Raw genomic sequence first — 26,434 nt, forward strand, 5'->3', positions numbered from 1 at the left:
TTTTTCAGCTCTTGTTCCCCCGGCGCGGGTGCTGCCTGGATGTAGTGGCGAGCCGTTCGATCCCGCGGCACACATGCTCCGCAGCGGCTCCGAGGTCGACGGCGTAGATCACCCCCCGCGCGCCGAGCGTCGCCGAGAGATTCACCTTCGTGCCGTCGAGCAACTGGACCTTCGCTCCGTTGCTGATGAGCACCGTGCCCTTGAGCTTCTCGAGGGCGGGCAGCCGCTTGCCATGCTGCACGTACTTGATGATGTGCAAGAACGGGCCGAGTCGGTGACCGGCCGCGAGGATCTGCTGCGTCAGCCTGAGGGCGACCAGATCCCGCTGGCTGAAGCTTCGGACCGTGCCGCGGCCACGCGCCGCTCCAGCGCTCGGCCGGAGGCGACGGTTTCGGACGGCGTTGTCGAGCTGTCGGTACGACAGCCCGGTGATCTTCGTTGTTTTACCTGCGTGGAACATCGTGGCGTAATTGAGCCACAAGGATCCGCGATATGGGAAGCGAGCCCCCGGAAGCACTGCATCAAAAATATCAACGACATGCTCGTGTTGTTCTGAAACGCCTCATTTCGTAGGGCGAGAGAAGTACTCACGGGACACGTTCTTGTACATGTGCCGCTGTTCTTATTGTTGTTCTTCTTCCCCGACTCGCAGCCAGCCGGTGCGCCGGGGACTCACGTCGCAGATCCTCGGCGAGGGCGCATCAAGTACACTTCGGGCCTGACGACGATGAAGCCGAAGCGCGGCACGACGAAACGCATCACGACGAAGCGCAGGACGGAGACCTTCTCCACGAAGGCGGCTCTCCTCGAGAAGCTCATCCCGGCGTGCGCCGAGGAGTACGAGAAGCTGTTCGGCCATCCCTGGAGCCAGCATCCGCTCCGCTGGCACGAGCCGGAACTCGCGCGCTCGCAGATCGAGACCGACGCCTGGCGCGTGATGAACGCGCTCGGCAAGGCGGCGTCAGCGGCCTTCGATTTCTTCGACAGCCACGGCCTCGACGCGGGCCGCCGCGACCACGGCATCTACTACGCGCACGAGCTGCACAAGCTGCTGAAGCGGCACCGTCGGCTCCTCGAAGGGCTCAAGGAGAAGGTGGGCGAGTACCCGCGCCCCATCGACAAGCGGCAGGCCCTCGTCAAGAGCGTGAACGTCCGCGGGCCGAACGTCTTCGCGGGGCTTCCCTACGGCCGGAAGCTCAACGATCGAGAGCTCGCCATCATCAGCCTGCTGATGCACAAGGGAGAAGACTTCTCGTTCAACCAGGGCATGACGATCGGCGACGCGATTGATCGAGAGCGGCGCCGGATGGGCCTTGCGAACAAGCGCGCGTCCAAGCCGACGAAGAGGTGGATGCGAGAGGTTCCCGAGGACTGAACGACGGGGCCGCGCGGCCCTGAGGCACGCGGCTGCGTCATCGAGGACGCGAGCGTCTCGGAATTCGACACGATGCCCTCCGGGACACCGTGCCGTGGAGCGATCTGCGGTCGGGGCTTACGCCTTGGCCCATGAATGATGCAGCAAGGGACCTCGCCCTGTCGGCGGAGGAACGGCGTGCGCTGCACGCGTTCATCGAGAAGTTCGGGGAGCGTGCCCTCGTGGCCGAGCTCAACGTCTCGCGACAGGCGCTGGGCCGGGCGCTCGCGGGCCTCGGGGTTCGGCGCGGGACCATCGCGCTCGTGCGCGCCGGCGTCGCCTCCCCGAACATCCGGGAGAAGCTCAAGGGCACAGAGGACGCGGGGTCCTCTCGGAGGTCGACGTGAGCAAGACGTCGCCTACGCCAGAGCCCCAGAGCCCGCGCGGCTGGGTCTCGATCAGAACCGCAGCCGAGTTCCTCGGCATGTCCGCTGACGCGCTTCGCCGGAGCATCGAGCGCCATGCCGTTCGCGCGCCTGACGGCGGGATTGAGTCGAACATCGACGGCGTCCGTGCCCGCAAGTTCGGTCGCCTCTGGCGCGTGCAGTTCAGCGCCGCGTGGCACGCGGACATCGAGAACGGGGATAAGAAGAGCGGCTACAGTTGTGCTACTTCTTCAGCACGTCCCAAGCACGCGGTCAGGCCGGAGAGGAGTTGACCGGCATGACCGTGCGACGAGACCCGCGGCGCCCTGGGCGCCCCTGGATCATTGACTTCACGTACAAGGACACGCGCACCGGCGAGAAGAAGCGGTACTTCAGGAACGCCCTCCTGCAGACCGCCGACGGCGCGCGAAAGGAAGAGCGGCGGCTGCTCGCCACCATCGCGGAGAAGGGGTACCTCCCCGACCAGGCGCCGGAGGGAGAGCACACGCCGCCGAAGCCGGAGATGACCTTCTGCGAGGCCGTCGAGCTCTACAAGACCACGCTCGCGCAGAAGCTCAAGCCGTCGACGCACATCGGGTACATGAAGAACGTCGACGCGTACCTCCTGCCTCGCTTCGGTTCGTGGCCGCTCAGCAAGATCGACCGGGCGGCGGTGACGGCGTTCGACCTCGAGCTCGCGCGAGAGGAGCTCTCGGCCTCGACGAGAAACAATATCGTCATTCCGCTGCGCACGATCATCGGCAATGCGGTCGAGCTCGGTCACCACGACAAGAAGCCGGACTTCCCGAAGCTGAATCGGGTGAAGTCAAAGGTGTACGAACCGCCGTCGCCCGAGCTGATCGACGCTGTGGTTGCTGCGGCCGACCCCCACGTCCGTGTCGCTATCGGGCTTGCCGCCTATGCTGGCCTCCGGGCCGGTGAGGTACGCGGCCTCCGATGGCTGGATGTGAACCTCGACTCGGATATGCTCATGATCCGACAAACCATTACCCATGGCCAGGTAGTGGCGCCGAAGTCCGGGCACGAGAGGGGCATCCCGATCGCGCCCGTGCTGAAGGAGCTGCTCGTCGAGGCGAGCAAAAAGCCGCACAAGCCGACCGATCCGGTGGCCCCTTCCCGCAAGGGAACACCCTGGACGGAAAGCGGTCTGCGCGGGGCCTTCAGACGCGCTCTCGACAGGGCGCAGGTGCCGGCCACCCGGCTGCACGGCCTGCGGCACTTCTTCATCACGGAGTGCTTCAAGGGCGGCGCCTCGGCGCCGACGGTGCAGCAGCTCGCCGGCCACCTGCACCTCTCGGTGACCCAGCGCTACGCACACACCAACGAGAACCTGAAAAAGGAGGCGGTGAAGGTCTTCACCCGGCGGCGAACCTAGCCGTGTGAATGGTGTGTGAATGGGGCTCGGTGGCTGCTCGAGGGCTCCCCGGGCCCTGGATCGAAATCCTCAGGGATTTCAGCGGAGGAGAAGGGATTCGAACCCCTGGTACCCTTCCGGGTACGGCGGTTTTCAAAACCGCTGCCTTCGACCACTCGGCCACTCCTCCAAATACGTATATCGACTGCGTTTTCTGCCACCTCCCTCGGCGTTTGTCAACGTCGCTGCCGAGGTCGACCTCCCGCGGGCATGCCGGCGACGCTTCTTGGCATGCGGAACGTCTAGCTCTGCGGGCTCGCCAGGGGGTGGCGCGACGGGCTCGACGGGCTCGACGGGCCCTTCCTGCTGCCTGGAACGGCCGGCCTGGTACGCCTGCACCTCCATGTCGTCCGGAAGCGGGCGCTCGCCGATCCTTTCTTCACGGGACGAGATTTCAAGGATCCCACCGGAGTCTCCCTCTCCGGATCGGTCAGGTCGAGGTCCTCCCCGACCTGGCTGCGCACCTCGGTGAGGCAGAACTACCACGAGCCCATCGCGCTTGCACCAGCGAAGGCCCAGGCGCATCCGGCTCGGCGGTGGAGGCGCGTGGACAGCCCGCTCTGTCCTCCGGCGCCTCCGGGCCGCAATTCGTGAAAAACGCTGCGCAGATTTTTCAACGGCACCGGGGGCCATCCGGAATGGTCGCCGGTGCGCGCACCTTTATGGCCTCTGCGATTTGCTCGCGAAGTTCGTCGGCGAAGGGGCTTGACGCCAAGATCATTTTCTACCCATGAATCGGCCCCACGGGAGGGCCACGCCATGAGCGAACCATTCACAAGGGCACCGCCGGAGCTCACCGCGCAGCTCGTGCAAAGTAATTTCACCCGGGTCAAAATGGAAGAGGCGGAGCTCCGGAGCGCGTCAGGCCCGCGCGCGGTCTTCGTGAAAACCACGCTCGACCGGGCCCGATTCGACGGCGTGCGTCTCCCGGACGCCGACGTCCGCCGGGCCCATTGCATCGAGGCCGTGTTTGCGGACGCGGAACGACTACCGCTGCGAAACGAGGCAAGATGAGCACCGATCCCCTGCACACGCGCACCCGCTGGCGATTCCTGCTACCGGGGCTTGTTTCCGTAGCGCTCGTGGCGAGCTGCAATGGCGACGAGGAGCCCACCGTTCGAGATGATCCGGGCAACCCGACACACGCGGGCGGCAACGGCGGCGCCGAAGGAAATGGCAACGGCGGCACTGCGGCCTCGGGCGGGACCGGCGGGACCGGCGGCGCCCCCGAATGCATGGCGAATCTCGACTGCGACGACAGCAATGCGTGCACGGTGGACGAATGCGACGGCGGCACCTGCACGCGCGAACCGGTGAACATCGACGATGACGACGCTTGCACCGCGGACTCCTGCGAGCCGACGATCGGCCCGAACCACGTTCCGATTGGCACGGACGACGGCGACGCCTGCACGATCGACGCCTGCCATCCATTGACCGGTATCAGTCACACGCCGGTCGACATCAACGATGGCGACGCCTGCACGATCGACGCCTGCGATCCGGCTTCCGGCGTCATGCACATGGAGGTGGACGTCGACGACGACAATGTGTGCACCGTGGATTTCTGCGATCCGGCCTCCGGCGTCGAACACACGCCGATCGACATCGATGACGGCAATGCCTGCACGACCGATTCCTGCAATCCGGCCTCCGGGGTCAGCCACGCGGCGGTCGAGATCGATGATGGCAATGCTTGCACGACCGATTCCTGCAATCCGGCGACCGGTGTCCTTCACGTCCCGGTGAACGTCGAGGACGGGAATGCGTGCACGAACGACGCGTGTGATCCGATGACTGGCGTCATGCACACGCAGATCCCCTGCAACGACGGCAATGCCTGCACGAGTGACACATGTAACCCTGCCACGGGCTGCGTGTTCACCCCCGTCGTGTACTTCCGCGAGGTGTTTACCGACAACAGCAAGGGCTGGGTACTCGGACCCAACTGGCAGATCGGGCCGGCGATCTCGAATCCGACGATTCCACCGCCGCCAATCGTGAACCCGGATCCGACGACCGATCATACCCCCACCGCGGACAACGGGTTGGCAGGCGTGCTCATCGGTGGGAACCTCGCCGGCGTCGTCCAGGGTCCGTATGTCATGACGAGCCCCGCCATCGACATGAGCGGGGCCTCCGGCGCCGTGACCCTCGAATTCTGGCGCTACCTCAACAGCGATTCTCCGCCGTACATGAATTCGACGATCGAGGTCTTCAACGGCAGCACGTGGGTCCAGATCTACGGCGTACCCGCGAACGGGGCGGAACCCAAGGCAAGGGACGCGGTGTGGACGAGATTCCAGTACGACATCTCTGCACAGGCCGCCGGCAATGGTCAGTTCCGCGTCCGCTGGGGGTATCAGGTGATGTCGCAGGGCGCGCTGACGTGCTCGAGCTGGAACATCGACGACATCCGCATCCTGCCCGGCGCGCCAGGCGTCTGTCCGTAGCCGCCGCGCTCGCTAGGCTAGCGGAGCCATTCGCGGGTGAAATAACGATCCCAGCTATCGGCCAGGATCGCGACCACCGGGCCCTGGAGGTCGCCGCTCGCCGCCACGCGGAGCGCCGCGACCACGGCGGCGCCCGAGGAGCCGCCCACGAAGAGACCTTCCTCGCGGATCAATCGACGCGTCATGAGAAATGCGTCCTCGTCGCTGACGGTGATCGCCTCGTCGACGACCGTGCGGTCGAGCAATTCCGGCGGCCGGCTCGCGCCGATGCCCTCCATGCGGTAGGGCCCGTCGGGGCCGATTTCGCCGGTCTCCACCCAATGCGCCAACACCGAGCCGCGCGGGTCGGCGAGGACGATTCGTACACCCGGGGCGAGGCGCTTCAAATACCGGCCGACGCCCGTGATCGTGCCACCCGTGCCCGCGCCGGCCACGAATGCGCCGATCTTGCGGCCCATCGAAACCAGGATCTCGGGGCCCGTGGTCTCCTCGTGCGCCCGGATGTTCGCCGGGTTCCGGAACTGGTCGGTCAAGAACCAGCCCTCCGTCTTCGCGAGGCGCTCGGCCACGTTGCGGAAATTGTCGGGGCTATCCGGGGGATCGTTCGGTGTGATGTGGAGGCGCGCCCCGAGCGAGGAGAGCGCGGCGCGTTTGTCGACGCTCATTTTCTCGGGCATCACGCAGACGAGCTCGTAGCCGCGGACCGCCGCCATGAGCGCGAGGCCCATGCCCGTATTGCCGGCCGTGGCCTCGACGAGGGTCGCGCCGGGCTTGAGCTGGCCGCGCTTTTCGGCGTCCTCCACGATGGCCCGCGCGATGCGGTCCTTGATGCTGCCGCCGGGATTCAGGTGCTCGCATTTGACGTACACCGGCACGGGAAGGCCCTTGCCGATACGCTTGAGCGGCACGATGGGGGTATGGCCAATCTCGTCGAGGATCGTCCGCGTCTTCGTCGTCATCGTCCCGCGCGGGCCCTGCCCGCCTCGCCATTCGGTGGTGCGGCCTGCCAAACCTCCCCCAGCCAAGTGACCGCATCGGCGCATTGCCCCCGCGTCCGCGGTCGTCCCCCATCCCTCTCGTAAGGTCCCGCGACGAACGCGATATCCCGACCCCGCGCCTCCCAGACGACAGGGCCGAGCGTATCCCGCTCCCGGCAACCTTTCCCATACTTGCGCGCGAAAAGCTCCGCGACCTCGGCCACGTCCGCCGCCGTATCCATGCGGAGCCGGAACGCCACGACGAAGAGCCGCTTTGCGCCCTCCTCGCGCGCCGCCACCATGAATCGATCCCCGCCCCACCCCGCCGCGCCATCCCGCGCCTGCGCGCGGCTCCCGACGTCCTCCAGCAGAATCCGGAGCCCCTGCTCGCCCACCACGTCGTCGATGAGCACCCGATACCCTTGCCGCGCGAGCGCGCCGAGCACCGGCGGCGCGACGACCTCGGCCGGCTCGCGCGCGAGGAATTTGTCGACGTGTAGCAATTGCTCCGTCGTCTCGGGCATCGCTCGCCAGGCCTCGTCGACCGCGGGCCAATCGCCGCGGCGGCGCAATGCCTGGATGAATGCGAAGCCGTCGGTGTAGGGCGAGATCAGCGAGGAGGTGATGGCGCGCGGGGTCTTCTGGCCGATGTCGGACATCGCGGTCGACGCGACGAATGCGAATCGCACCTGCTCTTCGGTCATCTGGAAGGCCGAGCCGAGCGTGACGTCGAGCATCGCGCTCGTGGCGTCGCCCTCGATGACCGAATGCACGGCCGAGAGGCGATCGCTCGCGCCCGGCGCGTATTCGACCATCGGCGCGAGCGGGAACGTCTGATCGGCGAGGGCGTGGGCGAGCTCGTGCGCGAGCGTCTCCTCGGCCTCCGCTTCGCCGAGGTCGTCGGCGAGGTACATCGCGCCGTCTTCCGGATCGTAAAAACCCGCGATGCGCCCGCCGAGCAGAGCCAAGGCGCCGGCGACGAAGTCGTACTCCGCAGGGACCACGTCGAGCGCGGCGAGAAACTCGCCCTGCGCGACGAGCGCGTCCTTCGGCGTGTCCTCTTCGACCGTCTCGCGGATGCGGCGGAGCATCGTGTCGCGATCGAGGACCTTGCCCGGCACGGTCCGCTTGATCGGTAGGCCGCGCGCACGCGCGACGCGCTGGAGCATCCTCTGCACCGCCGCCGTGCTCTCGGCGTCGGGCGGGGACTCGTCGTCCAGGTTGATCTCCCTGGGCTGGGCAGGGGCCGGATGGCTGGATCGTTCCGGCGCGGGAGCGCGCGAGGGCGGCGAGGAGGGGCCACAGCCGGAGACGAGCGCGAGGGCGACGGCCCCGAGCCAGGCTCGCTTCACGGCACAGCCCCCACGCCCGCAGCCGCGTCCTCGCGCAACGCGCGGATGGCCTTGGCGTAACGAGCGACGCGCTCGTCGAAGGAGAGGTCCCCCGCGCCCGACGCCGCGTTGAACACGGCCGAGCCTGCCACGAGCACACGCGCGCCGGCGCGGACGACCTCGCGCGCGGTGCCGACCGCGACGCCGCCGTCGATCTCGAGGTCGACGGCGAGGCCCTGCGCGTCGATCGTGCGCCGGAGCGCGTCGAGCTTGGGCAAGGCGCTCGGGATGAAGCGCTGGCCGCCGAAGCCCGGGTTCACGCTCATCACGAGCACGAAGTCGCAGTCGGCGAGCACGTAGCGGATCGACTCCTCCGACGTGTGCGGGTTCAAGACGATGCCGGCCCTCTTCCCGAGGGCGCGGATTTGCTGGAGGGTGCGGTGCAGGTGGGGCGATGCTTCCACGTGCACGCTGATGAGGTCGGCGCCGGCCTTCGCGAAATCCGCGACGTAGCGCTCGGGCTCGACGATCATGAGGTGCACGTCGATCGGCAACTTCGTCGCGGCGCGGACCGCTTGCACGACGAGCGGGCCGATCGTGATGTTCGGCACGAAGCGCCCGTCCATGACATCGACGTGGATCCAGTCGGCGCCCGCGGCCTCGACGGCGCGGACCTCCTCGGCGAGGCGACCGAAATCTGCGGAAAGTATCGAGGGGGCGATGCGGATTGCGTCGCGACTCACGGGGCTACGGCTAGCATGTTTTTGCAGTGGGGTCCCTAGCCCAAGAGCGGCTACCCTGGGGCAGCCCGAGCCGGGCTCACGCAGGAGGCGCCGTGGAGCTGACGACGAGACCTCTCAAGAAGTCCGACTACGACGAGATCGTACGCGTGATCGACCGCTGGTGGGGCGGCCCCACGAGCGCGCTCGCGCACCCGATCTTCTTCTACGAGCTCGGAAAGCTCGCGCGGGTCGTGGAGCACGACGAGCAGCTCGTGGGCTTCCTGTTCGGGTTCATCGCGCCCGAAGGGCCGGTCGGTTACGTGCACATCGTCGGCATCCATCCCGACTACCGCCGCCGCGGCGTCGCGCGTCTGCTCTACACCGCGTTCGAAGCCGACTGCGACGCGGCCGGTTGTCGCCTGATGAAGGCGATCACCACGCTCGGCAACGAGGGCTCGGTGCGCTTCCACGACGCCCTCGGCTGGTCGAGGGCCGAGGTCGAGGACTACGCGGGCCCGGGACGTCAACGGATCGTGTTCACGAAGGAGCTCGCCGCTCGTTGATGCTTTCGCCCCTTGGGCGTAAGGTTTCTCTCGCATCTTCCTCCTGCTCCCGTTCGCGCGAGGTGACGATGAGAACAAGCTTGGTCGTGGCGATAGGGCTCGTTTCGCTCGTGGGATCAGTGATCGGCGCCTGCGCGAAAGGCAGCTCGGGTACGGGCAGCGGCGGCGAGGGCGGCGAGGGCGGCGAGTGGAGCGGGCCGGGGCCCGCGTCGAACAGCTCGTCGTCCGCGAGCGGCATGGGCGGCATGGGCGGCATGGGCGGCGGCGCGGTGAGCTCGTCGGGGAGCGGCGCGGGTTCGTCCTCGTCGTCGTCGTCGTCCGCGAGCGGATCCGGCGGCGGCGGCGCGTGTGGCGAGACGCCCTGCAAGCTCGTGTCGCCGCAGTGCGGGTGTGCAGCCGGCGAGATGTGCACGATCGACGGCACGGACGTGCGTGCGTGTGTGCCCGCGGGCAGCGTGCCGATCGGCGGGCTCTGCGACATCGACAACGACTGCGCGGCCGGCGGCATCTGCCTCGCGACGACGCCGACGATCAGCACGTGCGGCGAGTTCTGCTCGACCGACGCGCAGTGCACGGCGCCGGGCGGCCTCTGCGTGGTGAAGCTCAACAACGGCAGCGGCGGCCAGGTCGCGGGCGTCACGCTCTGCTCGGAGAACTGCAACGCCACGACGAACGTCGGCTGCGCGGCGGGCACGGGCTGCACGTTCGGACGCGAGGCGGCGGGGCAGATGCGGCTCTACACGACGTGCCGCGAGGCGGGCAGCGGCACGCAGAACTCCGCGTGCACGGACGACACCGATTGCGCGGCGACGTACGGGTGCTTCAACACGGGCAGCGTGAGCGAGTGCTTGAAGTACTGCAACGTGAACGCAGCGAGCTGTCCCTCGGGCGCGACCTGTACGCCGATCACGATCGGCAACGACCAGGTAGAAGTGATCATCGGCAACGTGACGTACGGCGCATGTCTGTAAAACTCGGCTTCCAGGGTAGCGAGCGGCTGCGGGAGATCGGCCTGTTCGGCGGGCTCGGCGACGAGGTCTTGCAAGACCTGTCGGGCTCGCTCGATCTGATCGAGCTCCCGCCCGGCTCGGTGGTGTTCCGCGAGGGCGACAGCGGTCGCGAGATGTTCGTCTTGCTGGACGGCGAGATGGAGGTCTTGAAGCAGTCGAAGCGCAAGCACGAGACGCGCGTGGCCGTGCTCGGCCCGGGCGATTGGTTCGGCGAGATGTCGATCCTCGACGTGCTGCCGCGCTCGGCGACGGTGCGCGCCGTGGCGCCCTCGAGGCTCTTGCGGATCACCGCGCACGACCTCGACTCGCTCTACCGGCGCGACCTGCGCGCCTACTCGCTGCTCGTGCTGAACATCGCGCGCGAGATGTCCAGACGCCTGCGCGTCTGCGACAACCTGCTCGCCGAGCTCGTCGCCAACGTGATCGACGAGTACACCCGGCCAAACCGGAACGGCTAGCCACGCCTCGACGCACCTCACCCCCGCACGTCTCCCTCTCTTGCAACGGAGAGGGGACGGGGGTGAGGGCGTCTATCCGCCTCGTCTACTTGCCGCGCGCGCCGCCTGCGCCGCCTGCGCCGCCTGCGCCGCCACCGCCGCCGGCACCACCTTCGCCGCCAGCACCACCTTCGCCGCCTGCGCCACCGGCACCACCGGCGCCGCCCTCTCCGCCTGCGCCGCCTGCGCCGCCTGCGCCGCCACTGCCGCTGGAGCTGGAGCTATTCGCGCCGCCCGCTCCACCGGAGCCGCCTTCGCCACCCGACCCGGTGGGACCGCCGTCCCCCTCGTAACCGCCGCCCGAGCCACCCACGCCGCCCGCGGACCCGGATGCGCCGCCGCCCCCACCGTTGCCCGCCCCGTCGGACGCGCCCGCGCCCGCGCTGCCTGTCTCGGTGGCTCCAGGCGGATCGGGTTGCGGGTTGAAGGAACACGCCGCGACGGCGAGGTTCGTGACGACGAAGAGGACGAAGAGCTTTCGCATGGCTGAGGACGCTGTGCCGCAACCATCATGCCATGACGTCCAACGTCGTTTCCACTGAGGAAACGGGCGCATGTGCGGCACAGCTTGGCACGTCTCCGGACGCCCGGATCGCGCTCACCGTTGGCACAGGTGCAGCGCTCGCGAGGGGCGCGCGGCGCGGTATCGTGAGGCCCGTGAACGAGCAAGAGTGCACGATCCCCGCGCGCCTGGCCGCTGTGCGCGCGCGCATCGACGAAGCTGCGATCCGAGCCGGGCGGAGCCCGGGCTCGGTGCGGCTCGTCGCGGTGTCGAAGACCAAGCCGGTCGAGGCGATCCGCGCCGCGTACGACGCAGGTCAACGCGACTTCGGCGAGAACTACGTGCAAGAGCTGGCCCAGAAAGCCGCAGCGCTCGCGGACCTGCCGGAGCTCAGGCTGCACTTCATCGGCGCGCTCCAGCGCAACAAGGCGAAACAAGCCGCGAGCGTGGCCGCCGTCATCCACACGGTGGACCGTGAAGAGCTCGCGACAGAGCTCGACAAGCGCGCCGGCGCGCTCGGGCGCAAGCTCGACGTGCTGCTCGAGGTGAACGTCGGCGGCGAGGCGTCGAAGGCCGGATGCGCGCCCGAGGCTGTTCCTCTGCTCCTCGAAGCGGCGCGGCGTGCCGAGCATCTGCGCGTCGTCGGGCTCATGGCGATCCCGCCCTACCTCGACGATCCCGAGGCCGTCCGCCCGTACTTCGCGCGCCTGCGCGCGCTGCGCGACACGCTCGAAGCGCCCGCGCTCTTGCCCGAGCTCTCGATGGGCATGTCCCACGATTTCCACGTGGCGATCGAGGAGGGCGCGACGATCGTCCGCGTCGGTTCGGCCATCTTCGGCGCCCGATAGCCTTCGCAGACGAGCCGGCCTAGAGTTCGATTATCCCCATGCGTGGTCCTCTCCGTTCCATCGCTCCCACGCCGAGCGTGCTCGCTTGCGCCGGGGCGATCGGCCTCTTCGGTTGCGCGCCGGCCATGCCCGCGTCGATGGGCCATCCGCTGCTCGGCTCGACGTCGCCGCCGTTTCACGAGACCGCGATCGACGACCGCTCGGTCGATGTGCCGGGCACGCTCCGCACGCACGTGACCGTGATCGACTTCTGGGCGTCGTGGTGCGGCTCGTGTCAGCAGACGATGCCCGCGCTCGAACGGCTCTATCAGGATCGACGCGCCGAGGGGCTCGTGGTCGTGGGCGTGAGCGTGGACGACAGCGCGGACGAAGCCGCGCGCGGGGCCGAGGCGTTCGGCGTGTCGTTCCCGATCGTGCACGATACCGGACACGGGCTTCAGGACGCGTTCGGCGTGTCGGAGGTGCCGACGACGTTCGTGGTCGATCGGTCGGGGACGGTGCGCTTCGTGGGGCGTGATCCGTCGAGCATTCAGCGCGCGGTGGTCGCGCTCCTGGACCGGTGACATGACGGCCCGGCGAAGTCCTCGCGGCGGCGACAAGGACGCGGGCCCGACGCTGTTCGAGGCCGCGCTGAAGCGTGACCCGAAACTCGCGGAGCTCGTGCCGCTCGCCGAGCGGATGCGACCACGCGCGCTCTCGGACCTCGTCGGGCAAGAGCATCTCGTCGGCGAGGGCAAGCTGCTCGCGCATGCGATCGCGGCGGATCGGGTGCCGTCGATGATCCTGTGGGGGCCGCCTGGATCGGGCAAGACGACGCTCGCGCGGATCGTGGCGGAGTCGACGCGGGCGCGGTTTGTCCCGTTCAACGCGGTGCTCGGCGGTGTGCCGGAGCTCAGGCAAGTGATGGCCGCGGCGAAAGAGGCACGCGCGTACGAGGGGAAGCGGACCATCCTGTTCGTCGACGAAATCCACCGGTTCAACCGCGCGCAGCAGGACGCGTTCTTGCCGCACGTGGAGGACGGGACGATCACGCTGATCGGCGCGACCACGGAAAACCCTTCGTTCGCGGTGAACGCGCCGCTCTTGTCGCGGTGTCGCGTGTTCCGTTTGAACCTGCTCGACGAGAAGGGGATCACGGAGCTTCTCCGACGCGCGCTCGCATCGCAGGAGGGGCTCGCGGGGTCGGTGGGCGCGGACGAGGAGGCGATCGAGGCGATCGCGAAGCTCGCGAGCGGCGATGCGCGCAGAGCGCTGACGACGCTGGAGATCGCGTCCGACGAGGCGAAGCGCGAGGGCCGCGCGCGCGTCACGCGCGAGGACGTCGTGCAGACGAGCGGGCAGAAGACGCTGCTCTACGACAAGGCGGGGGAAGAGCACTACAACGTCATCAGCGCGTTCATCAAATCGATGCGCGGATCGGATCCGGACGCGGCGATCTACTGGCTGATGCGCATGCTCGAGGCGGGCGACGATCCGCTGTTTCTCTTGCGGCGCATGATGATCTTCGCGAGCGAGGACGTGGGCAACGCGGACCCTCGCGCGCTCGACGTGGCCGTCGCGGCGGACGCGGCGTTCCAGCGGGTGGGGATGCCCGAGGGGATCTACTTCCTCTCGCAGGCGGCGCTCTACCTCGCGTGCGCGCCCAAATCGAACGCGTGCAACATGGCGTGGAAGGCGGCGCAGGAGGTCGTGCGCGAGAGAGGCAGCCTGCCCGTGCCGATGAAGCTACGCAACGCGGTGACAGGCCTCATGAAGCGCGAGGGATACGGGACGGGATATCGCTACGCGCACGACGAGAAGGGCGGCGTCGCGTGGGGCGAGACGTACCTGCCGGACGAGATCGCAGGGACGCACTTCTACGAGCCGACGGAGCGCGGCTACGAGAAGGTGATCGCCGAGCGCGTGCGATGGATACGCGCGCAGCAATCTCGTCACGACGAAGAAGAAAACACCCCCGAGGGCGAGGCCTCCCCTCCCCTCTCCCGAGAGGGGGGTTTGGGGGCGCAGCTCGGCTCGTCCGAGCGGAGCCCCCAAGCGTCGAATGAGGGGTCGGGGGTGAGGGAGTCGTCCGATCCGAAGGCTCAGTCGTCGAGCGCCGACAAAGCCGACTGAAGCTCCGAAAGCGCGTGTGAATCGCCCTTCCCGCGCGCCCGCGTGACGCCCTCTTCGAGCCACTCGCGCCCCGCATCCACGCGCCCTGCCTTCACGAGCATCTGCCCGCACATGAGGTACTGCGGCACGTAGTTCGGATCCATGTCGCGGAGCTGTGTGTAGGTGCGAAGCGCGTCGTCGATCCGATCCGCTCCCGCGTACTCCATCGCGAGCGCGTACCACGCGAAGGGATCCTTCGATCCCTTCTGGATCATGCTCTCCAGGACCGCGAGGCGCTTGCTCATGACCCCGACTCCACGAGACCGATGAACGGCAAGTTGCGGTAACGCTCGGCCCAGTCGAGCCCGTAGCCCACGACGAACTTGTCTTCGATCGTGAAGCCCAGGTAGTCGATCGGCACCTGGATGCGCGTGCGCGCGGGCTTGTGCAGGAGCGCGCAGACCTTCACGCTCGCGGGCTTGCGCGTGCGGAGCAGGTCGAGCAGGTGCGCGATCGTCAGGCCCGTGTCGACGATGTCCTCGACGATGAGGACGTCGTCGCCCTCGACGGGCTTGGTGAGGTCGTGGGTGATTTGCACGACGCCCGAGGACTTGGTGCCCTCGCCGTAGCTGCGCACGCCGAGGAACTCGACGCGCATCGGCAGATCGATGTGGCGCGCGAGGTCGGAGGTGAAGACGAAGCTGCCCTTGAGGACGCAGACGAGGACGAGGTTGCGCCCCGCGTAGTCGCGCGTGATCTCGGCGCCGAGCTCGCGCACACGCTGCGCGATGCTGTCGGCGTCGATCATCGTGGAGACGTTGGTGGCCATCAGGAGCGCGAGCTAGCACCGGCGGCGCGGGGCGCCTAGGTGGACGTGAAGCGAGCGCGCTCCCGGTGGATCCGACGGCGCGTTATGCTGCCTGCATGGCGCCTCAGCCGACCGAGGATGAGCGGGTGATCCTGAACGGGATGACGTGGCAGGACTACGAGAGGCTGCTCGCCGACCGTGGGGATCAAGCTGGCGCGCGCATGGCGTTTCTCGACGGGACGATCGAGCTGATGCGTTCGTCCTTCCACCATGAAGGGGTCAAGAAGACGCTCTGCCGGCTCGTTGAGGCCTACGCGGATGAACGAGGGCTCGATCTCAACGGATACGGCTCCTGGACGCTGAAGAACGCGCTCGTCGGGCGAGGGCTGGAGCCGGACGCGTGTTACGCGCTCGGCGTGCCGGGTGGCGACCTCCCACAACTGGCCATCGAGGTCGTGTGGACGAGCGGAGGCCTGAACAAGCTCGACATTTACCGGAGCCTCGGCGTGGGCGAGGTGTGGATCTGGGAGCGAGGTGCGGGCTTCTCGGTTCACGTCCTCAGGGACGGTCGGTACGAGAAGGCGACGAGGAGTGCTCTCCTGCCGGAGCTCGACCTGGCACTGCTCCAGAGCTTCGTTGAATCGCCGAACCAGAGCCAAGCCGTGCGGGCGTTCCGGGAAGCGCTGCGAGGGTCGACGGGCGGGTGACCACGGGTCCCGGCCGGGTGACCACAGGTCCCGGCCGGGTGACCATGCGTCCTGGCGAGGTGACCATGGGTCCCGGCCGGGTGACCATGCGTCCCGGCCGGGTGACCATGCGTCCTGGCGAGGTGACCACGGCTCTCGGCCGGGTGACGGTGGGTCCTCGCGCGGCCGACACGCATGGGCTCGGCTGTCAACGCAAATGTGCGTAACGGCGGCGCGGGGTCGAGTTGCCTCGTTGGGCAAGCCTGCGTCTCGCAACACGAATCCGACGTACACTTGTCTTGCTCGTTCCGTCCGGGTCGTGTAGTTCGCCATGTCCATGACCGTAAGGAACTTCTCTATGTGGACTGGCTTCACGATGGCCCGACCTGCCCGCGCTCGCTGGAGCGCACCTCTGCTCCTGGCGAGCATGCTCATGGGCGTTGCATGCGCCCCAGCACCCGAATCCGAGGGCGCCGCCCCGACCGACGACGCTGTCGCGGAAGCGCAACAGGCTTTTTCGTTCGTCGGCGTCGAGCGGATCATCCCGCTCCGGTTCGTGCAGCTCGTGCCCTCCGGCTCGACGGAGAACCTGACCTACGACGAAATTCTCAACATGGTGGAGCGGGCGAACCGCACGTGGCGGCCGGCGGGCGTCCAGTTCACGATCCGGTCCAGCTCGTCGTTCACGGTCACGAAGCTGCTCAAACCGGCGACCGACTACGCCCCGGGGAGTGGCCCGAACGACAACCCGCCCGAGTGGGTCGAATACACATGGGCCGAGGTTCGTGATGAGCTCCAGCAGATCTACCCCAACCTGAGCTCGACGACGTTCAGCGACAGCACACTGAAGAACGCGAGATCCTGGCTCACGGCAGCCGCGGCGCTCGTAGGGGATCCCACGAACTATGTCGTGTTCATCACGACCGACAGTAGCAGTTCGGGGACCTTTCCGTGGGCGGGCCCTGCCGTGCACTTCCAGCAGAAAACCACAAGCAGCGGAGAGGTGGTCGCCTTCCCCCACGAGATCGGCCATACCCTCGGCCTCCTGCATTCAGACGAAGTCGGGGCCTCGGGGGCGACCGATCCGGAGAACCCCTCCCAGGACGTCCCCCGATGGAAGTACTGGGATCTCACGTACCTGCCGGGCAGCACGTTTTTTTCCACTCCGCATACGTTGTTCCACAGCCGTGCGGACGCCCAGAACCACGCAGCGTTCGCGACCTTGCAGCCCATCTACAAACTTACGAACTGCGACTGGGACTCGTCGGGCAACGTGGGCTGCGACCTCGGCGATGCGGATGGCGACGACACGGTGATGAACCCGCCGGGGTTCTACTTCCAAGGCGATTCGTCCACCCTGGGCTACAACATCATGAACGGGCCGACACCAACCGGCGCATTGTACAAGGTGCCGAGCGATTCGCAGGTCGAGCTCGTGCGGGAGTACCTGCGCTTCGACATCCCGGTCTCGCCGGACTACTGGACGAACCTCACCGCCGGCATGACCGGGACGCCACCGGCGCTCCGCGGAAACCGGCCGTACCTCGGCCTGGCCCAGCCGCGGGATACGACCTACCGCCTGGACTTCGACAACGACGGGCGCCGCGACCTCGCCGTGTGGGACCCGCCGGCGGCGGGCTCCACCGGCAACGGCACGTTCAAGATCTGGCTCTCGAACACCCCGACCGTCGTCCAGACCGTCCCGTTCGGGCTCCACGGTGATATCCCCGTTCCTGCGGACTACGACAACGATGGAATCACCGACCTCGCCATGTTCCGCCCCGGGGTGAGCTGGTCTAACAACCTGGCGGAATGGCACATCTGCACCGGGACGAATTGCGGCACCGGCTTTGTGAGGAGCGTCCAGTTCGGGTCGCGCTCGGACATCCCGATGCCGGGCCACAACCTGGTCGACAATGCCGGCGCGGATCTGCTCGTCTGGGACCGCAACGGCCGAAAGTTCCACTGGCGGTCGCTCGCGGGCACGACGCCGCCGGACGAACAGGAGATGGGGCTCGGGGTCCGGCTCGTGCCGATCGTGGCCAAGCTGAGCAACGCGTCCACGCCGGATCTGGCCGTGTACGACATGGAATCGGCGGTGCTGACGTGGTTCGACGCTCACGATACGACTCCGGTGAAGCGCCAGCAGACGCTGTCCTCCGACTTCATCCCCGCGGCCACGGGGACACCCACGCAGCGGGCCGCGGTGGTGCCGCTCGTCGGGATGAAGCTCGCGTCCGGGCAGGACCGGCTCGCCTTCTTTCTGCCGGGAGAAGGTCGCTGGACGCTGCTCACGCCCGATACCCCCGCGACGAACGGCGCGGTGACCTCGTTCACGCCCAACACGTGCCAGTTCGGAATGCAGGTGACGGACCTCCCGGTGCCTGGCATCGACATGAGCGACGACGGCGAGTCCGACTTGCTGATCTGGCGAACGATTGGCAATGACGGGGAGCTCCATTGGAGGACGAGCGGGTGCGGCGCCGACGACTGGTGGGGGTACTCGACACCCGAGCGATCGCGCGTGCACACGGTCCCCGTGGCAGACATGTCGTCGCCGCCGGATGGCAAGCCGGACCTGATGGTGCTGGAGCCGGACGACGGCGGGAACGTGATCCGGGTCCTCGACTCGAACACCGGGTTCACGACGTGGATCCCCGGACTCCCGACGCTCGCCACGGCGCGCTCCGTAATGCTCTGATCCCACGGGCCGGGGCGGCGGCGCTCGAAGGCGCCGCCCCCCGAACCCGCCCGCCGCCCTGACGCACTCTTTACACCCCACCCCCTCCCTCGTACCCTGGAGAACCGCCGATGTCCGAACACACCCTCGCCAGCCTGGCCAGCGCGCTCGGGGCGCCCGATCCCGCGCTCCTCGATGCATTGCTCGACGGCACCACCGAGGCGCAGCTCGTCGCCAAGGGGAAACACATCGCCTCATCGCGCGTCCTCACCGACGTGCGGCGGCTTTATGCGCTCGCGTATTCGTTCTGGGAATCGGCCACGGTCGCGCAGAAAGAGACGCTCCGGGGTTTTTCGGCGGAATTGCTCTCGGTCGCCGTGCATCAGGCGATCGCGCTCGATGCCATGCTCATCGAGCACGAGGAGCGGGGAGATTCGCGGGGGGCTTCTCGCGCGACGCGCGACGCGGCGCTCCGGGAGGCCTTCGAGAAGGCGCTGACGCTGCGGGATCAGGCGCATTCCATCCTGCTCAAGGTCGCAGGCAATGCCGCGGCCGCCGAGGAAGAGGTGAATCAGGCCGTGGGGACGGCGGAGGATCCGGCGGCCCTCGCGCGGGGGCTCGGCGCCCTCATCGCCCTCGCGAAGAAGTATGTCGACGAGCCGGCCGGGCCCGTGAAGATCCGCGCGGAGATCCTGCGATTGGATCACGATTACATCGCGAAGATCGAGGCCGCCGCCGACACACTCGCGACCACGGCCCGGGCCGCCTCGGCGCGGCCCGCGGGAGAGAAGGTGACGCAAGGGTCGCTCGATCGCGCCGATGGCGTGAATCTGATGCTGCTCACGCACATCATCAGCGCCTTCGAGAATGCCCACGAGCAGGACCCGACCATTCCACGCCTCGTGCCGATCTCGACCCGCCGGATGTTCGAGCGGAAGGTGAAAAAGAAGAGCTCCGACGAGGGCTCGGCGGGCGCAATTTCGTGATGGTCACCGGAAAAGAGCCGCTCCCCGAGCACCTGACGAGCCGCATGACCCTGACCGTCCGCTTTTGCGAGACGGACCTCATGGGCATCGTGCATCACGCGAACTACCTGACCTACTTCGAGGCCGGCCGCGTCGACTGGCTCCACCGGCGCGGGGTCTCCTACGAAAAGTGGGTCGAGATGGGCATCCACCTCCCCGTCGTCGAGGCAAAGCTCCGCTACCGGAAAGCCGCGCGCTTCGACGAGACGCTCGTCGTGGAGACCACGTGCGCCGAAGTGACGCGTGTGACCGTGCGCTTCAGCTATCGCATCCTGCGCGGCGCGGACGTGCTCTGCGAAGGCGAGACGCTGCTCGCGTGCGTGGGCAACGAGCTCACGCCGAAGCGTTTGCCGGTGGAGATCGCTGCAGTGTTTCGGAGCCCCGAGACGCTTTAGTTCGAGGTTCCACCCGCATCCGGCGCTCCCGCATCGGGGACCTCGCCGAACGTGAAACGCGCCGGGATGTCGAGCGTGCTCGCCGGGCCGATGCGGTCGCCGAGGAACGTGCGCCACTGGATCACGTAGCGGCCGCGCAACGTGCCGATCACGTAGCGCTGGTCGTTCGGCGGGACCGCGACGACGGGCACGCCGTCGACGAGCACGTACGCGAGCATGTCGGACGCGTTCACCGCGACGAACCCTTCGCCCGGCGCGAGCGGATCCGTGGGCGGCGGGAGCTGGAGCGCCGACGAACGGAACGCCGTGACTTCTTCGCGCGTGAGGAAGACGCCGCCAGGCGAAGCCGGAAGGCCGCTCGGCTGGTACGTCGAGCCGGGCGGAGGCACGAGCGTGTCGTTCGTCGGGATGTCGGTGCGGCGCGTGATCGTGGTGATCTCGAAGTCGATGCCGCCGCCGTCCTGCCACGTGTACGCAGCCGCGAGCGGGACCTCGCCGCCCTGACAAACCGACGTGCGCGGATCGACGCCGACGATCTCCACGAGCGCGCGGCAGAGCAGCGCTCCGCCCTCGCCGATCTCCGCGGACTTGCCGAGCTCGAGCCGCACCGAGCCGAGGCTCGACGTGATCTCCACCTTGCGCGTCGGGAGCTGCAGCCGTTTGCCCTCGCCGACCGAACGCACGACGCCGGGCGAGAGGGGCGTGACGTCGACGCGCCGCTCGCCGAGCACGGTGCGCAGCGCGCCGGGCGGGACGACGCGGTAGTCGGTCGCGTCGGGCCAGAGGGCAATGTGGCCGTAGCGATCGGTGCGCGCGCGGATCTCCGAGCGCTGCGGCAGCGGCATCGCGCGCGAGGCGAACTCGATGCGCATGCGGCCCGTGTCGGTGAGGTCGATCTTCCACTTCGGCGCGGTGAGCGCCAAGGCGGCCTTGATGCCGTCCTGCGAGATTTCGGGGCCGCGGGGCGGGGGCGGGACGTTGCGCGGGCGGAAGATGGCTTCGAGCGTGGCGCCCGCGAGGTCCTTCATGGCCGGCGCCTCCGCGGGGATCGCCTCGTCGCCGCGAAGAACCCCCGGCGGCGGCGTGCCCGCGTCCGGGATGATCAGGCGGCCCGAGGGGTCGGCCATGAGGCCGATGGGCCCGCCATCGGGAACGCCGGCGTCGTGCGGCGCCTCTTCCGCCTCGGTGGCGAGGGGCGCGGGCAGGATGCTCGCGTTGGGGCTTGCGGCGTCGGTCGTCGACGTCGAGGAAGAGGACGTGCCGGGCGGCGCCTCGCACGCGGCGAGGGCCGGGAGGAGCAGGGCGAGCGCGACAGCGGATTTCATGGTTCGAGCTCGAAGGAGTGGATCACGTGGGCGCGTGGATCGAGCGGCGGCGGATCGGGGGCGTACTGGGTGTCCACGAAGACCGTCGTGCACGCGGGGTGAACGTCGAGGAACAGGTTACAGTTCGCCGGCTCGTTGTCGAAGACGGCGACGACCTCGCCGAGCCGCAAAAGCGCCGGCGCGACCTCGCGTTTGAAGACGCTGTCGGGCGTCTCGAAGGCGGGCTTCGTGACGAGCTCGGTGCCAACGACGCCGATCGGAAAGCCGAGATCACGGAGGCTCGCGAAGGATCCGAGCGCCATGTTCGGCAGATCGCGGCCCGTCAGGTACACGATGGTCGCGCCGCCGTCGTAACAAGCGCGCACGAAGTCCCGGGCGCCGGGCATCTCGATGTCGTGGCGGATGTGCGGGTCGTAGAAGAAGCGCTCGCGCCAGAAGCGGAAGCCTTCTTCGTGGAGCGTCGGCTCGCTCACGCCGATGCGTCGCAGCGTATCGACGAGGCCGTAGACCACGTCGTTGATGCCGGCGGCGGCGAGGGCGGCGGCCTCGGTCGGATGCCGCGTCCGCCAGAGCTCGGCGAGCTCGTGCAGGATCGCGACGACCCGCGGCCGGTTGTCCATGATCGTGCCATCGAGGTCGAAGACGACGACGCCCGCCCCGCGGGAGCGATCGCGCGACCGCTCCAGGACCTCGCGGAGAAGCCGCTTACGTTCCACCTCGCCGAGCCTTCGATGCGTGAAATGTGCTCCCACCGGACGGTAGCCTTGGCCCAGGTCGAGGCCCCTTGTCCAGCCGAAGGTGGCGGCCCCTGACGAACGGGTACGTAGGGGGCACACCTTCACGTCGGCACATTGTCGCCTGATCTCCTACATTTGTTGGCCCCAGGATCCAGGCTCCCTTAACGTTCTGCCCAGCCGGCGGACGTGGCACGCGAGTGGAGATCGCGGCCTCGGTTCGTCGGTTGGAGGCCCATGCGTTTTTCCAAGAAGACGGCCCTCGCGCTGACGGCCGTCGCCCTGTTCGCGTCGGGTTGCGGCAAGACGCCGAAGGACCGGCTCCAGGGGCGATGGCTCGGAGAATCGATCGAAAACGTGCCGGAGCCGCACCTCGCCAAGGCCATGGGCTGGGTGAAAGGCACGGCGTTCGAGTTCACCGGGAGCAAGGTGACAGTCACGATCCCGGCCGAATCGCCGCGCACCGGCTCGTTCCGGGTGACGGAGGCGAGCGGCGACCGCGTGCTCCTGAGCTTCCTGCGCGACGAGGGCGGCCGCGACGAGGCGGAGGTGCAGTTCGTCGGCGAAGGGCAGCTCCGGTGGAAGATCGGGGACGGTCGGGAGATCGTGCTCGTGAAGTCCGTGCAGAACTGAGGCGGGCCTCTCGGCCGTTCGGGATCCCAGTGCAATGGTGATCCTCGTCGTGTGGGCATTGACGCTCGGGACTGCGCTCGCTGGAAGCGCTTACACGACGCTCGAGCGTCGCTCGATCCGCGATACCGCCGGAGCGTTGTGGATCACGGCCGTGGGTCCGGTCCTCGGGGCCGGGCTCATGGGCAAGTACCTGGTCCTGTCGATCGTTGGTGACCCCGCGAGGCACAAGCTCTCGGCGGACTACGACATCTTCATCGGCATGGCCGCGCTGCTCGGCGTTCTCCTGGGTCCCCTCGGCTTCGTGGAAGGCCTGCGGCATGCACATCCGCTCCACGTGCCGGCACACGTAAACGTGACGCGAGGGCTCTTCTTCGCGGCCTGGACCATCTCCGCCTGCCAGACGGCGTTCCTCGCGTTTTACGCGTAGCTACCGCCGCACCCGCTCCCGCCGCACCCGAAGCCTCCGCGGCTTCTCCCCTGCCCCATCCGGCGCCAGCGTCAGCACCACATCCTCCGCGAGCGGCCCCGAAATGCGCCGCCGCGCATCCTCGATCGTCCGCACCTCGTGATCGTTCACCTTGAGCAGCCGGTCCCCCGGCTCCACGCCCGCGACCTCGGCCTCGCCGTTCGGCGGCACCATCACGACCACGATCACCTTCGACCCGCGCTCCGTCCGCTCGCCGAGCGTGAGCGCGATGCTGCCGGCGCCCTTCGCCTCGCCCTTCGCGCTCCCCTCGCCCGGCAGCGTGATGTCCACGCGTGACGTGCTCCTTCCCGCGCGCACCTTCACCGTCGTCGACGCACGCCCGAGGTCCGACGAATACGCCTCGATCGTCGCATCTCCCTCGGGCACGCCGACAAGCTTGAAGTGCCCCTCGCGATCCGTCGTGGCAACACCACGCGGCAGCGGCCCGAGCGGCAAGTACGTGGGCACCATCCCCGCCGCCACGCGCGCGCCCGCGACGGGTTCGTCGTTCGGATCGACCACCGTGCCCTCGACCTCGCCGGCCTCGGCGAGATCCACCGCGCCGACCTCCACCTCGCGGCTCGGCGCGGCGGCGACGGTGGCGATCTTCTCGTTCTGCGCCCAGTCCGGATGCGACGCGACGATCCGCACGCGGCCCGGCGCGAGGTCCTTCACCTCGAACGCGCCCTCGGCATCGCTGCGCGCGCGACGCACGCCCGCGTCCGTGTAGACCACGACCTCGGCGCCTTCGATGCGCTCGCGTCCATCACGACCCGTGACCTCGCCGCGCGCCGTGATGCCCTCGGCGAGCTCGTACGTGAGCTTCGACGGCGCGATCTCCACCTCCTCGACGATCGGCGCCTTGCTCGGACGCATGAGCACGAAGCGCAAAGGCAAACCCGCGGCGTCGGGGATCTCCACGTCGCCATCGTCGTCCGTGAAGAACGTGCGTCGCAGCGGGACCGCGGGGTCGAGCGAGACGGCGCGCACCTCGACACGATCGAGCGCATAGCCGCGATCGTCGGTCACGTGCACGACGACGGCGTCGCGCTGGCGCGGCAGGACGATCTCGACCTCCTTGCGCTCGCGATCGGGGATCTCGACGATGAGCCGCGCCGCGACGTCGCTCGGCGTCTCGGGGCGCGCGACGCTGATCAAGACCTCGTCCGGGACGGCGGCAAACGCAAAGCTGCCACTGTCGTCGGTGTAGGTGACGCGCTCGAACGTGCCGACGGCCGCGGCAATCTCGACACGCGCGCCGCCCACGGGTCGGTGATCGGCATCAACGACGCGGCCTTCGAGCGAGCCACCTTGGCGCAACACAACTTTTACGCGCGCCTCGCCGCCCGAGGTGATCGTGACGGTCTCGCTCTCGGCTTCGACGTAGTCGGGATGCCGGACGATCGCGTGCACGCGGCCGGGCGGGATCGGTTCGGCGCGGAACTCGCCGTCGGCGCGCGTGACCCACGGATCGCCGCCGCCGCCGAGCGAGGTCGCGGCGAAGGAGCCCGCGCGCGGCAAGTCGGGGATCGGGCCGGGCATCACGCCAAGCTCGCCGATGGGCAGGAGCGGCAGCGGGCCGGGCAACGCGAGATCGAAGTGATCGTCGCGGAACTCGGCCATCGCGCTCGTCTCGTCGATCGGCATGCCCTCGATGTCCACGCCGACGACCTCGATCGTCGCGCCGCCGACGGGAAAACCTCGATCGTCGACGACCTCGCCGACGAGCGCGCCGCCGCGCAGGAGCGAGACGCGCACCTCGGTGGCGTCGTCCTCGACGGGCACGGCGCTGCGCGGCACGAAGCCCGGGGCGCGCGCGCTGACGGTCGCGTAGCCGAGCGCGATCGGGCCGAGCACGACCACACCTTTCGCATCCGTACGACCGTGGATCGGGAAGGGGCTCAGGCCTTCCTCGGCGAGCACGACGCTCGCTTCCTTCACGGGCGGCGCGTCCTCGGATTCGCCGTCGGTCACCTTCACCGTGATGCGTCGGCCCGCGCCGAGCACGAGCTTCACGGGTTTCGTCACGGCGCGTTCGAGATCGACCCCGAGCTCCGTCGCGCTCACGCGTTCGCCGAGCTCGGCCTTGAGATCGTACCCGCCGCGCCGAAGGCCGACGATCCGCGCGACGCCGTTCGCATCCGCGATCGTGCTGCGCGCCGGCCAGAGCCCCGCGCCCGCGCAAAGCACACGCGCATACGGCGCGGGTTTGCCGTCGGACTCCACGACCGACACCTCGATCGCGCCGAGCCGTTCGAGCTTGATCCGCACGGGAACCGGTCCCGGGAGCACGCCCGTCCGCACGACGTCGTCGTACCCGCGCGCCGTCACGCGCACGGAAAACGGACCCTGCCCGAGCCGATCGATCCGCGCGCGACCCTCCGCGCCGGTCATGGCCACGAACGGCAGCGGATCTCCGCCCGTGACGGTGATCTTCGCGCTGGGGAACGGCTTCTCCGCCTCGTCGACGACGACGACATCGATCGCCGCGGCCGGCTGGAGCACGAGCCTCACGACGCGCTCTCCGGGCCCGAGCACGACCCGCACCGACCCTCGCGCGCGCCCCTCCGCATACGCGAGAAACCACGCTTCCCCGCGCGGCATGCTCTCGAGCGAAGCGACGCCATCGTCCCCTGCCCGCGCCTCGCCTGCGAAGTACGTGGTCCCGCCCTGGATCGAGAACAGCCGCACGAACGCGCCGGGCAGCGGCCTGTCGTGCTCGTCGACGATGGCCACGCGCACGTCGGCGTCGCGCGTGGAGAGCATCGCCGGCAGCGCGGGCGCCTGCATCACGAGGTCGAGCGCGGAGAGGCGCGTATCGAAGAGCCCCGCCGTGTAGACGAAGCACACGAGGGCGGCGAGGAGCGCGACGAGGCGTGAGGGCCAGGAGGGGTGCGGGAGGCGGGCGCTCACGTCCTCTGTTGCTAGCGCGCATGGTGTGAACGGACCAGCGGCAAGAGCCGGCCTTCAGAGGCTGATCCGTGCGCCCGTGGTCAGTCCTCTGCCCAGGGATCGATGATGCGCACTCCCGTGCGCCCGATGTCGGTCTCGTTCCGGGTGACGACCACGAGCCCATGCGCGAGCGCGGTCGCCCCGAGAAGCGCGTCGATGGCAGGGAGCATCTGTCCACGACGCTCCGCCTCGCCCTGAAGCCTGCCCCACGCGAGCGCGATGTCCTCGGTCACATCAAGCAGACGACCGGCGAACCGCTCCCGATCGCTCGACCTCGATCTCCGAGCCGACGAGCGGCGAGCTCGCAAGGAACTCGACCAGGCTCTCCTTGGGCTTCACGAGCTTCACGTAATCATCGAACGACAAGACGACCGCGGCCTCGACCCCGCGCCTCCGGATGACCTGCGGCCCATGCTTCTTGGCCTCGTCGACGACCTCGCCAAGCCGGCTCTTCGCTTCCTCGAGCCGCCACACCTTCCCCGTCCGCTTGGCCGTGCCCTTCATGATGACCTCATTCTCCCT

The 26,434-nt window shown here is 68.5% G+C and carries 30 protein-coding genes and 1 tRNA gene; 18 read left to right on the forward strand and 13 right to left on the reverse strand.

What is annotated here, in order from left to right:
* Positions 1 to 4 precede the first annotated feature (4 nt).
* Entirely contained in the window at positions 5 to 481 is a 477-nt protein-coding gene (locus KEG38_RS20695; RefSeq protein WP_272421459.1) for a hypothetical protein, read from the reverse strand.
* Between the two features lie 246 nt (positions 482 to 727).
* On the opposite strand from KEG38_RS20695, the gene KEG38_RS20700 reads away from it, so the two are divergent.
* The 4 genes from KEG38_RS20700 (at position 728) to KEG38_RS20715 (ending at position 3,175) form a co-directional block, all read left to right on the forward strand.
* Complete coding sequence (locus tag KEG38_RS20700; protein WP_272421460.1) at positions 728 to 1,375, forward strand: hypothetical protein; 648 nt, start codon at positions 728 to 730, stop codon at positions 1,373 to 1,375.
* Between the two features lie 131 nt (positions 1,376 to 1,506).
* Positions 1,507 to 1,761 (forward strand): hypothetical protein, encoded by a 255-nt coding sequence (locus KEG38_RS20705; RefSeq protein ID WP_272421461.1) that lies wholly within the window; start codon positions 1,507 to 1,509, stop codon positions 1,759 to 1,761.
* On the forward strand, positions 1,758 to 2,072 hold the full coding sequence (locus KEG38_RS20710; RefSeq protein WP_272421462.1) for a hypothetical protein: 315 nt from the start codon (positions 1,758 to 1,760) through the stop codon (positions 2,070 to 2,072). The genes KEG38_RS20705 and KEG38_RS20710 overlap by 4 nt, the downstream gene beginning before the upstream one ends.
* 5 nt (positions 2,073 to 2,077) lie before the next feature.
* Positions 2,078 to 3,175 carry a tyrosine-type recombinase/integrase gene (locus tag KEG38_RS20715; RefSeq protein ID WP_272421463.1) on the forward strand — a complete coding sequence of 366 codons (1,098 nt, stop codon included), beginning with the start codon at positions 2,078 to 2,080 and terminating at the stop codon, positions 3,173 to 3,175.
* A gap of 82 nt (positions 3,176 to 3,257) precedes the next feature.
* Here KEG38_RS20715 and KEG38_RS20720 read toward each other — a convergent pair.
* Positions 3,258 to 3,344: transfer RNA gene (locus KEG38_RS20720), tRNA-Ser, on the reverse strand.
* A 629-nt stretch (positions 3,345 to 3,973) separates the two neighbouring features.
* Here KEG38_RS20720 and KEG38_RS20725 point away from each other — a divergent pair.
* Entirely contained in the window at positions 3,974 to 4,228 is a 255-nt protein-coding gene (locus KEG38_RS20725) for a pentapeptide repeat-containing protein (RefSeq protein WP_272421464.1), read from the forward strand.
* Positions 4,225 to 5,667, forward strand: coding sequence for a hypothetical protein (locus KEG38_RS20730; RefSeq protein WP_272421465.1), 1,443 nt, complete (start codon positions 4,225 to 4,227; stop codon positions 5,665 to 5,667). The genes KEG38_RS20725 and KEG38_RS20730 overlap by 4 nt, the downstream gene beginning before the upstream one ends.
* Positions 5,668 to 5,684: 17 nt before the next feature.
* On the opposite strand, the gene KEG38_RS20735 is transcribed toward KEG38_RS20730, so the two are convergent.
* The 3 genes from KEG38_RS20735 to rpe are packed head-to-tail and all read right to left on the reverse strand — an operon-like array spanning position 5,685 to position 8,718.
* Positions 5,685 to 6,626: a PLP-dependent cysteine synthase family protein gene (locus KEG38_RS20735; RefSeq protein WP_272421466.1), complete on the reverse strand. Its 942-nt coding sequence runs from the start codon at positions 6,624 to 6,626 to the stop codon at positions 5,685 to 5,687.
* Positions 6,623 to 7,996: a hypothetical protein gene (locus KEG38_RS20740; RefSeq protein ID WP_272421467.1), complete on the reverse strand. Its 1,374-nt coding sequence runs from the start codon at positions 7,994 to 7,996 to the stop codon at positions 6,623 to 6,625. Before KEG38_RS20740 ends, KEG38_RS20735 begins: the two co-directional genes overlap by 4 nt.
* Complete coding sequence (rpe, locus tag KEG38_RS20745) at positions 7,993 to 8,718, reverse strand: ribulose-phosphate 3-epimerase (RefSeq protein WP_272421468.1); 726 nt, start codon at positions 8,716 to 8,718, stop codon at positions 7,993 to 7,995. Before rpe ends, KEG38_RS20740 begins: the two co-directional genes overlap by 4 nt.
* A 92-nt stretch (positions 8,719 to 8,810) precedes the next feature.
* On the opposite strand from rpe, the gene KEG38_RS20750 reads away from it, so the two are divergent.
* The 3 genes from KEG38_RS20750 (at position 8,811) to KEG38_RS20760 (ending at position 10,728) form a co-directional block, all read left to right on the forward strand.
* Complete coding sequence (locus tag KEG38_RS20750; RefSeq protein WP_272421469.1) at positions 8,811 to 9,260, forward strand: GNAT family N-acetyltransferase; 450 nt, start codon at positions 8,811 to 8,813, stop codon at positions 9,258 to 9,260.
* Between the two features lie 68 nt (positions 9,261 to 9,328).
* Positions 9,329 to 10,231, forward strand: coding sequence for a hypothetical protein (locus KEG38_RS20755; protein ID WP_272421470.1), 903 nt, complete (start codon positions 9,329 to 9,331; stop codon positions 10,229 to 10,231).
* Positions 10,222 to 10,728: a cyclic nucleotide-binding domain-containing protein gene (locus KEG38_RS20760; protein ID WP_272421471.1), complete on the forward strand. Its 507-nt coding sequence runs from the start codon at positions 10,222 to 10,224 to the stop codon at positions 10,726 to 10,728. Before KEG38_RS20755 ends, KEG38_RS20760 begins: the two co-directional genes overlap by 10 nt.
* 85 nt (positions 10,729 to 10,813) lie before the next feature.
* On the opposite strand, the gene KEG38_RS20765 is transcribed toward KEG38_RS20760, so the two are convergent.
* On the reverse strand, positions 10,814 to 11,251 hold the full coding sequence (locus tag KEG38_RS20765; RefSeq protein WP_272421472.1) for a hypothetical protein: 438 nt from the start codon (positions 11,249 to 11,251) through the stop codon (positions 10,814 to 10,816).
* A gap of 173 nt (positions 11,252 to 11,424) precedes the next feature.
* Between KEG38_RS20765 and KEG38_RS20770 the strand changes: the two genes are divergently transcribed.
* Genes KEG38_RS20770 through KEG38_RS20780 form a run of 3 tightly spaced genes read left to right on the forward strand, consistent with a single transcriptional unit; the run spans position 11,425 to position 14,229 of the window.
* On the forward strand, positions 11,425 to 12,117 hold the full coding sequence (locus KEG38_RS20770) for a YggS family pyridoxal phosphate-dependent enzyme (protein ID WP_272421473.1): 693 nt from the start codon (positions 11,425 to 11,427) through the stop codon (positions 12,115 to 12,117).
* Positions 12,118 to 12,155: 38 nt separating this feature from the next.
* Entirely contained in the window at positions 12,156 to 12,680 is a 525-nt protein-coding gene (locus KEG38_RS20775) for a TlpA family protein disulfide reductase (protein ID WP_272421474.1), read from the forward strand.
* A gap of 1 nt (position 12,681) precedes the next feature.
* On the forward strand, positions 12,682 to 14,229 hold the full coding sequence (locus KEG38_RS20780) for a replication-associated recombination protein A (protein WP_272421475.1): 1,548 nt from the start codon (positions 12,682 to 12,684) through the stop codon (positions 14,227 to 14,229).
* On the opposite strand, the gene KEG38_RS20785 is transcribed toward KEG38_RS20780, so the two are convergent.
* Positions 14,199 to 14,513, reverse strand: a complete 315-nt coding sequence (locus KEG38_RS20785; RefSeq protein WP_272421476.1) for a tetratricopeptide repeat protein — start codon at positions 14,511 to 14,513, stop codon at positions 14,199 to 14,201. The genes KEG38_RS20780 and KEG38_RS20785 overlap by 31 nt on opposite strands.
* On the reverse strand, positions 14,510 to 15,037 hold the full coding sequence (gene hpt, locus KEG38_RS20790) for a hypoxanthine phosphoribosyltransferase (RefSeq protein ID WP_272421477.1): 528 nt from the start codon (positions 15,035 to 15,037) through the stop codon (positions 14,510 to 14,512). The genes KEG38_RS20785 and hpt overlap by 4 nt, the downstream gene beginning before the upstream one ends.
* 95 nt (positions 15,038 to 15,132) lie before the next feature.
* Between hpt and KEG38_RS20795 the strand changes: the two genes are divergently transcribed.
* The 4 genes from KEG38_RS20795 to KEG38_RS20810 all read left to right on the forward strand — a co-directional run bounded on the left by KEG38_RS20795 (position 15,133) and on the right by KEG38_RS20810 (position 19,802).
* Entirely contained in the window at positions 15,133 to 15,723 is a 591-nt protein-coding gene (locus tag KEG38_RS20795; protein WP_272421478.1) for a Uma2 family endonuclease, read from the forward strand.
* Between the two features lie 355 nt (positions 15,724 to 16,078).
* Complete coding sequence (locus tag KEG38_RS20800; RefSeq protein ID WP_272421479.1) at positions 16,079 to 18,403, forward strand: FG-GAP repeat domain-containing protein; 2,325 nt, start codon at positions 16,079 to 16,081, stop codon at positions 18,401 to 18,403.
* A 110-nt stretch (positions 18,404 to 18,513) separates the two neighbouring features.
* The gene (locus KEG38_RS20805) at positions 18,514 to 19,368 is read left to right on the forward strand and encodes a hypothetical protein (protein ID WP_272421480.1); all 855 of its coding nucleotides are present in this window, start codon (positions 18,514 to 18,516) and stop codon (positions 19,366 to 19,368) included.
* On the forward strand, positions 19,368 to 19,802 hold the full coding sequence (locus KEG38_RS20810; protein ID WP_272421481.1) for an acyl-CoA thioesterase: 435 nt from the start codon (positions 19,368 to 19,370) through the stop codon (positions 19,800 to 19,802). The genes KEG38_RS20805 and KEG38_RS20810 overlap by 1 nt, the downstream gene beginning before the upstream one ends.
* On the opposite strand, the gene KEG38_RS20815 is transcribed toward KEG38_RS20810, so the two are convergent.
* Both KEG38_RS20815 and KEG38_RS20820 read right to left on the reverse strand, forming a co-directional pair.
* On the reverse strand, positions 19,799 to 21,127 hold the full coding sequence (locus KEG38_RS20815) for a hypothetical protein (protein WP_272421482.1): 1,329 nt from the start codon (positions 21,125 to 21,127) through the stop codon (positions 19,799 to 19,801). The two genes, KEG38_RS20810 and KEG38_RS20815, sit on opposite strands and share 4 nt — an antisense overlap.
* Positions 21,124 to 21,843 (reverse strand): HAD family hydrolase, encoded by a 720-nt coding sequence (locus KEG38_RS20820; protein ID WP_272421483.1) that lies wholly within the window; start codon positions 21,841 to 21,843, stop codon positions 21,124 to 21,126. The genes KEG38_RS20815 and KEG38_RS20820 overlap by 4 nt, the downstream gene beginning before the upstream one ends.
* Before the next feature lie 255 nt (positions 21,844 to 22,098).
* On the opposite strand from KEG38_RS20820, the gene KEG38_RS20825 reads away from it, so the two are divergent.
* Both KEG38_RS20825 and KEG38_RS20830 read left to right on the forward strand, forming a co-directional pair.
* Positions 22,099 to 22,494 carry a hypothetical protein gene (locus KEG38_RS20825; protein ID WP_272421484.1) on the forward strand — a complete coding sequence of 132 codons (396 nt, stop codon included), beginning with the start codon at positions 22,099 to 22,101 and terminating at the stop codon, positions 22,492 to 22,494.
* A 34-nt stretch (positions 22,495 to 22,528) separates the two neighbouring features.
* Positions 22,529 to 22,921: a hypothetical protein gene (locus KEG38_RS20830; RefSeq protein WP_272421485.1), complete on the forward strand. Its 393-nt coding sequence runs from the start codon at positions 22,529 to 22,531 to the stop codon at positions 22,919 to 22,921.
* Here the strand turns inward: KEG38_RS20830 and KEG38_RS20835 are convergent, their stop codons facing one another.
* From KEG38_RS20835 to KEG38_RS20845, 3 genes are all read right to left on the reverse strand, one after another.
* Positions 22,922 to 25,873 carry a carboxypeptidase regulatory-like domain-containing protein gene (locus KEG38_RS20835; RefSeq protein ID WP_272421486.1) on the reverse strand — a complete coding sequence of 984 codons (2,952 nt, stop codon included), beginning with the start codon at positions 25,871 to 25,873 and terminating at the stop codon, positions 22,922 to 22,924.
* Between the two features lie 80 nt (positions 25,874 to 25,953).
* Positions 25,954 to 26,220: a PIN domain-containing protein gene (locus KEG38_RS20840; RefSeq protein ID WP_276073271.1), complete on the reverse strand. Its 267-nt coding sequence runs from the start codon at positions 26,218 to 26,220 to the stop codon at positions 25,954 to 25,956.
* Positions 26,147 to 26,416 carry a type II toxin-antitoxin system Phd/YefM family antitoxin gene (locus KEG38_RS20845; RefSeq protein ID WP_272421488.1) on the reverse strand — a complete coding sequence of 90 codons (270 nt, stop codon included), beginning with the start codon at positions 26,414 to 26,416 and terminating at the stop codon, positions 26,147 to 26,149. The genes KEG38_RS20840 and KEG38_RS20845 overlap by 74 nt, the downstream gene beginning before the upstream one ends.
* Positions 26,417 to 26,434 lie beyond the last annotated feature (18 nt).

Origin of the sequence: Polyangium jinanense (assembly GCF_028435265.1) — a bacterium.
Lineage (GTDB): Bacteria > Myxococcota_A > Polyangia > Polyangiales > Polyangiaceae > Polyangium > Polyangium jinanense.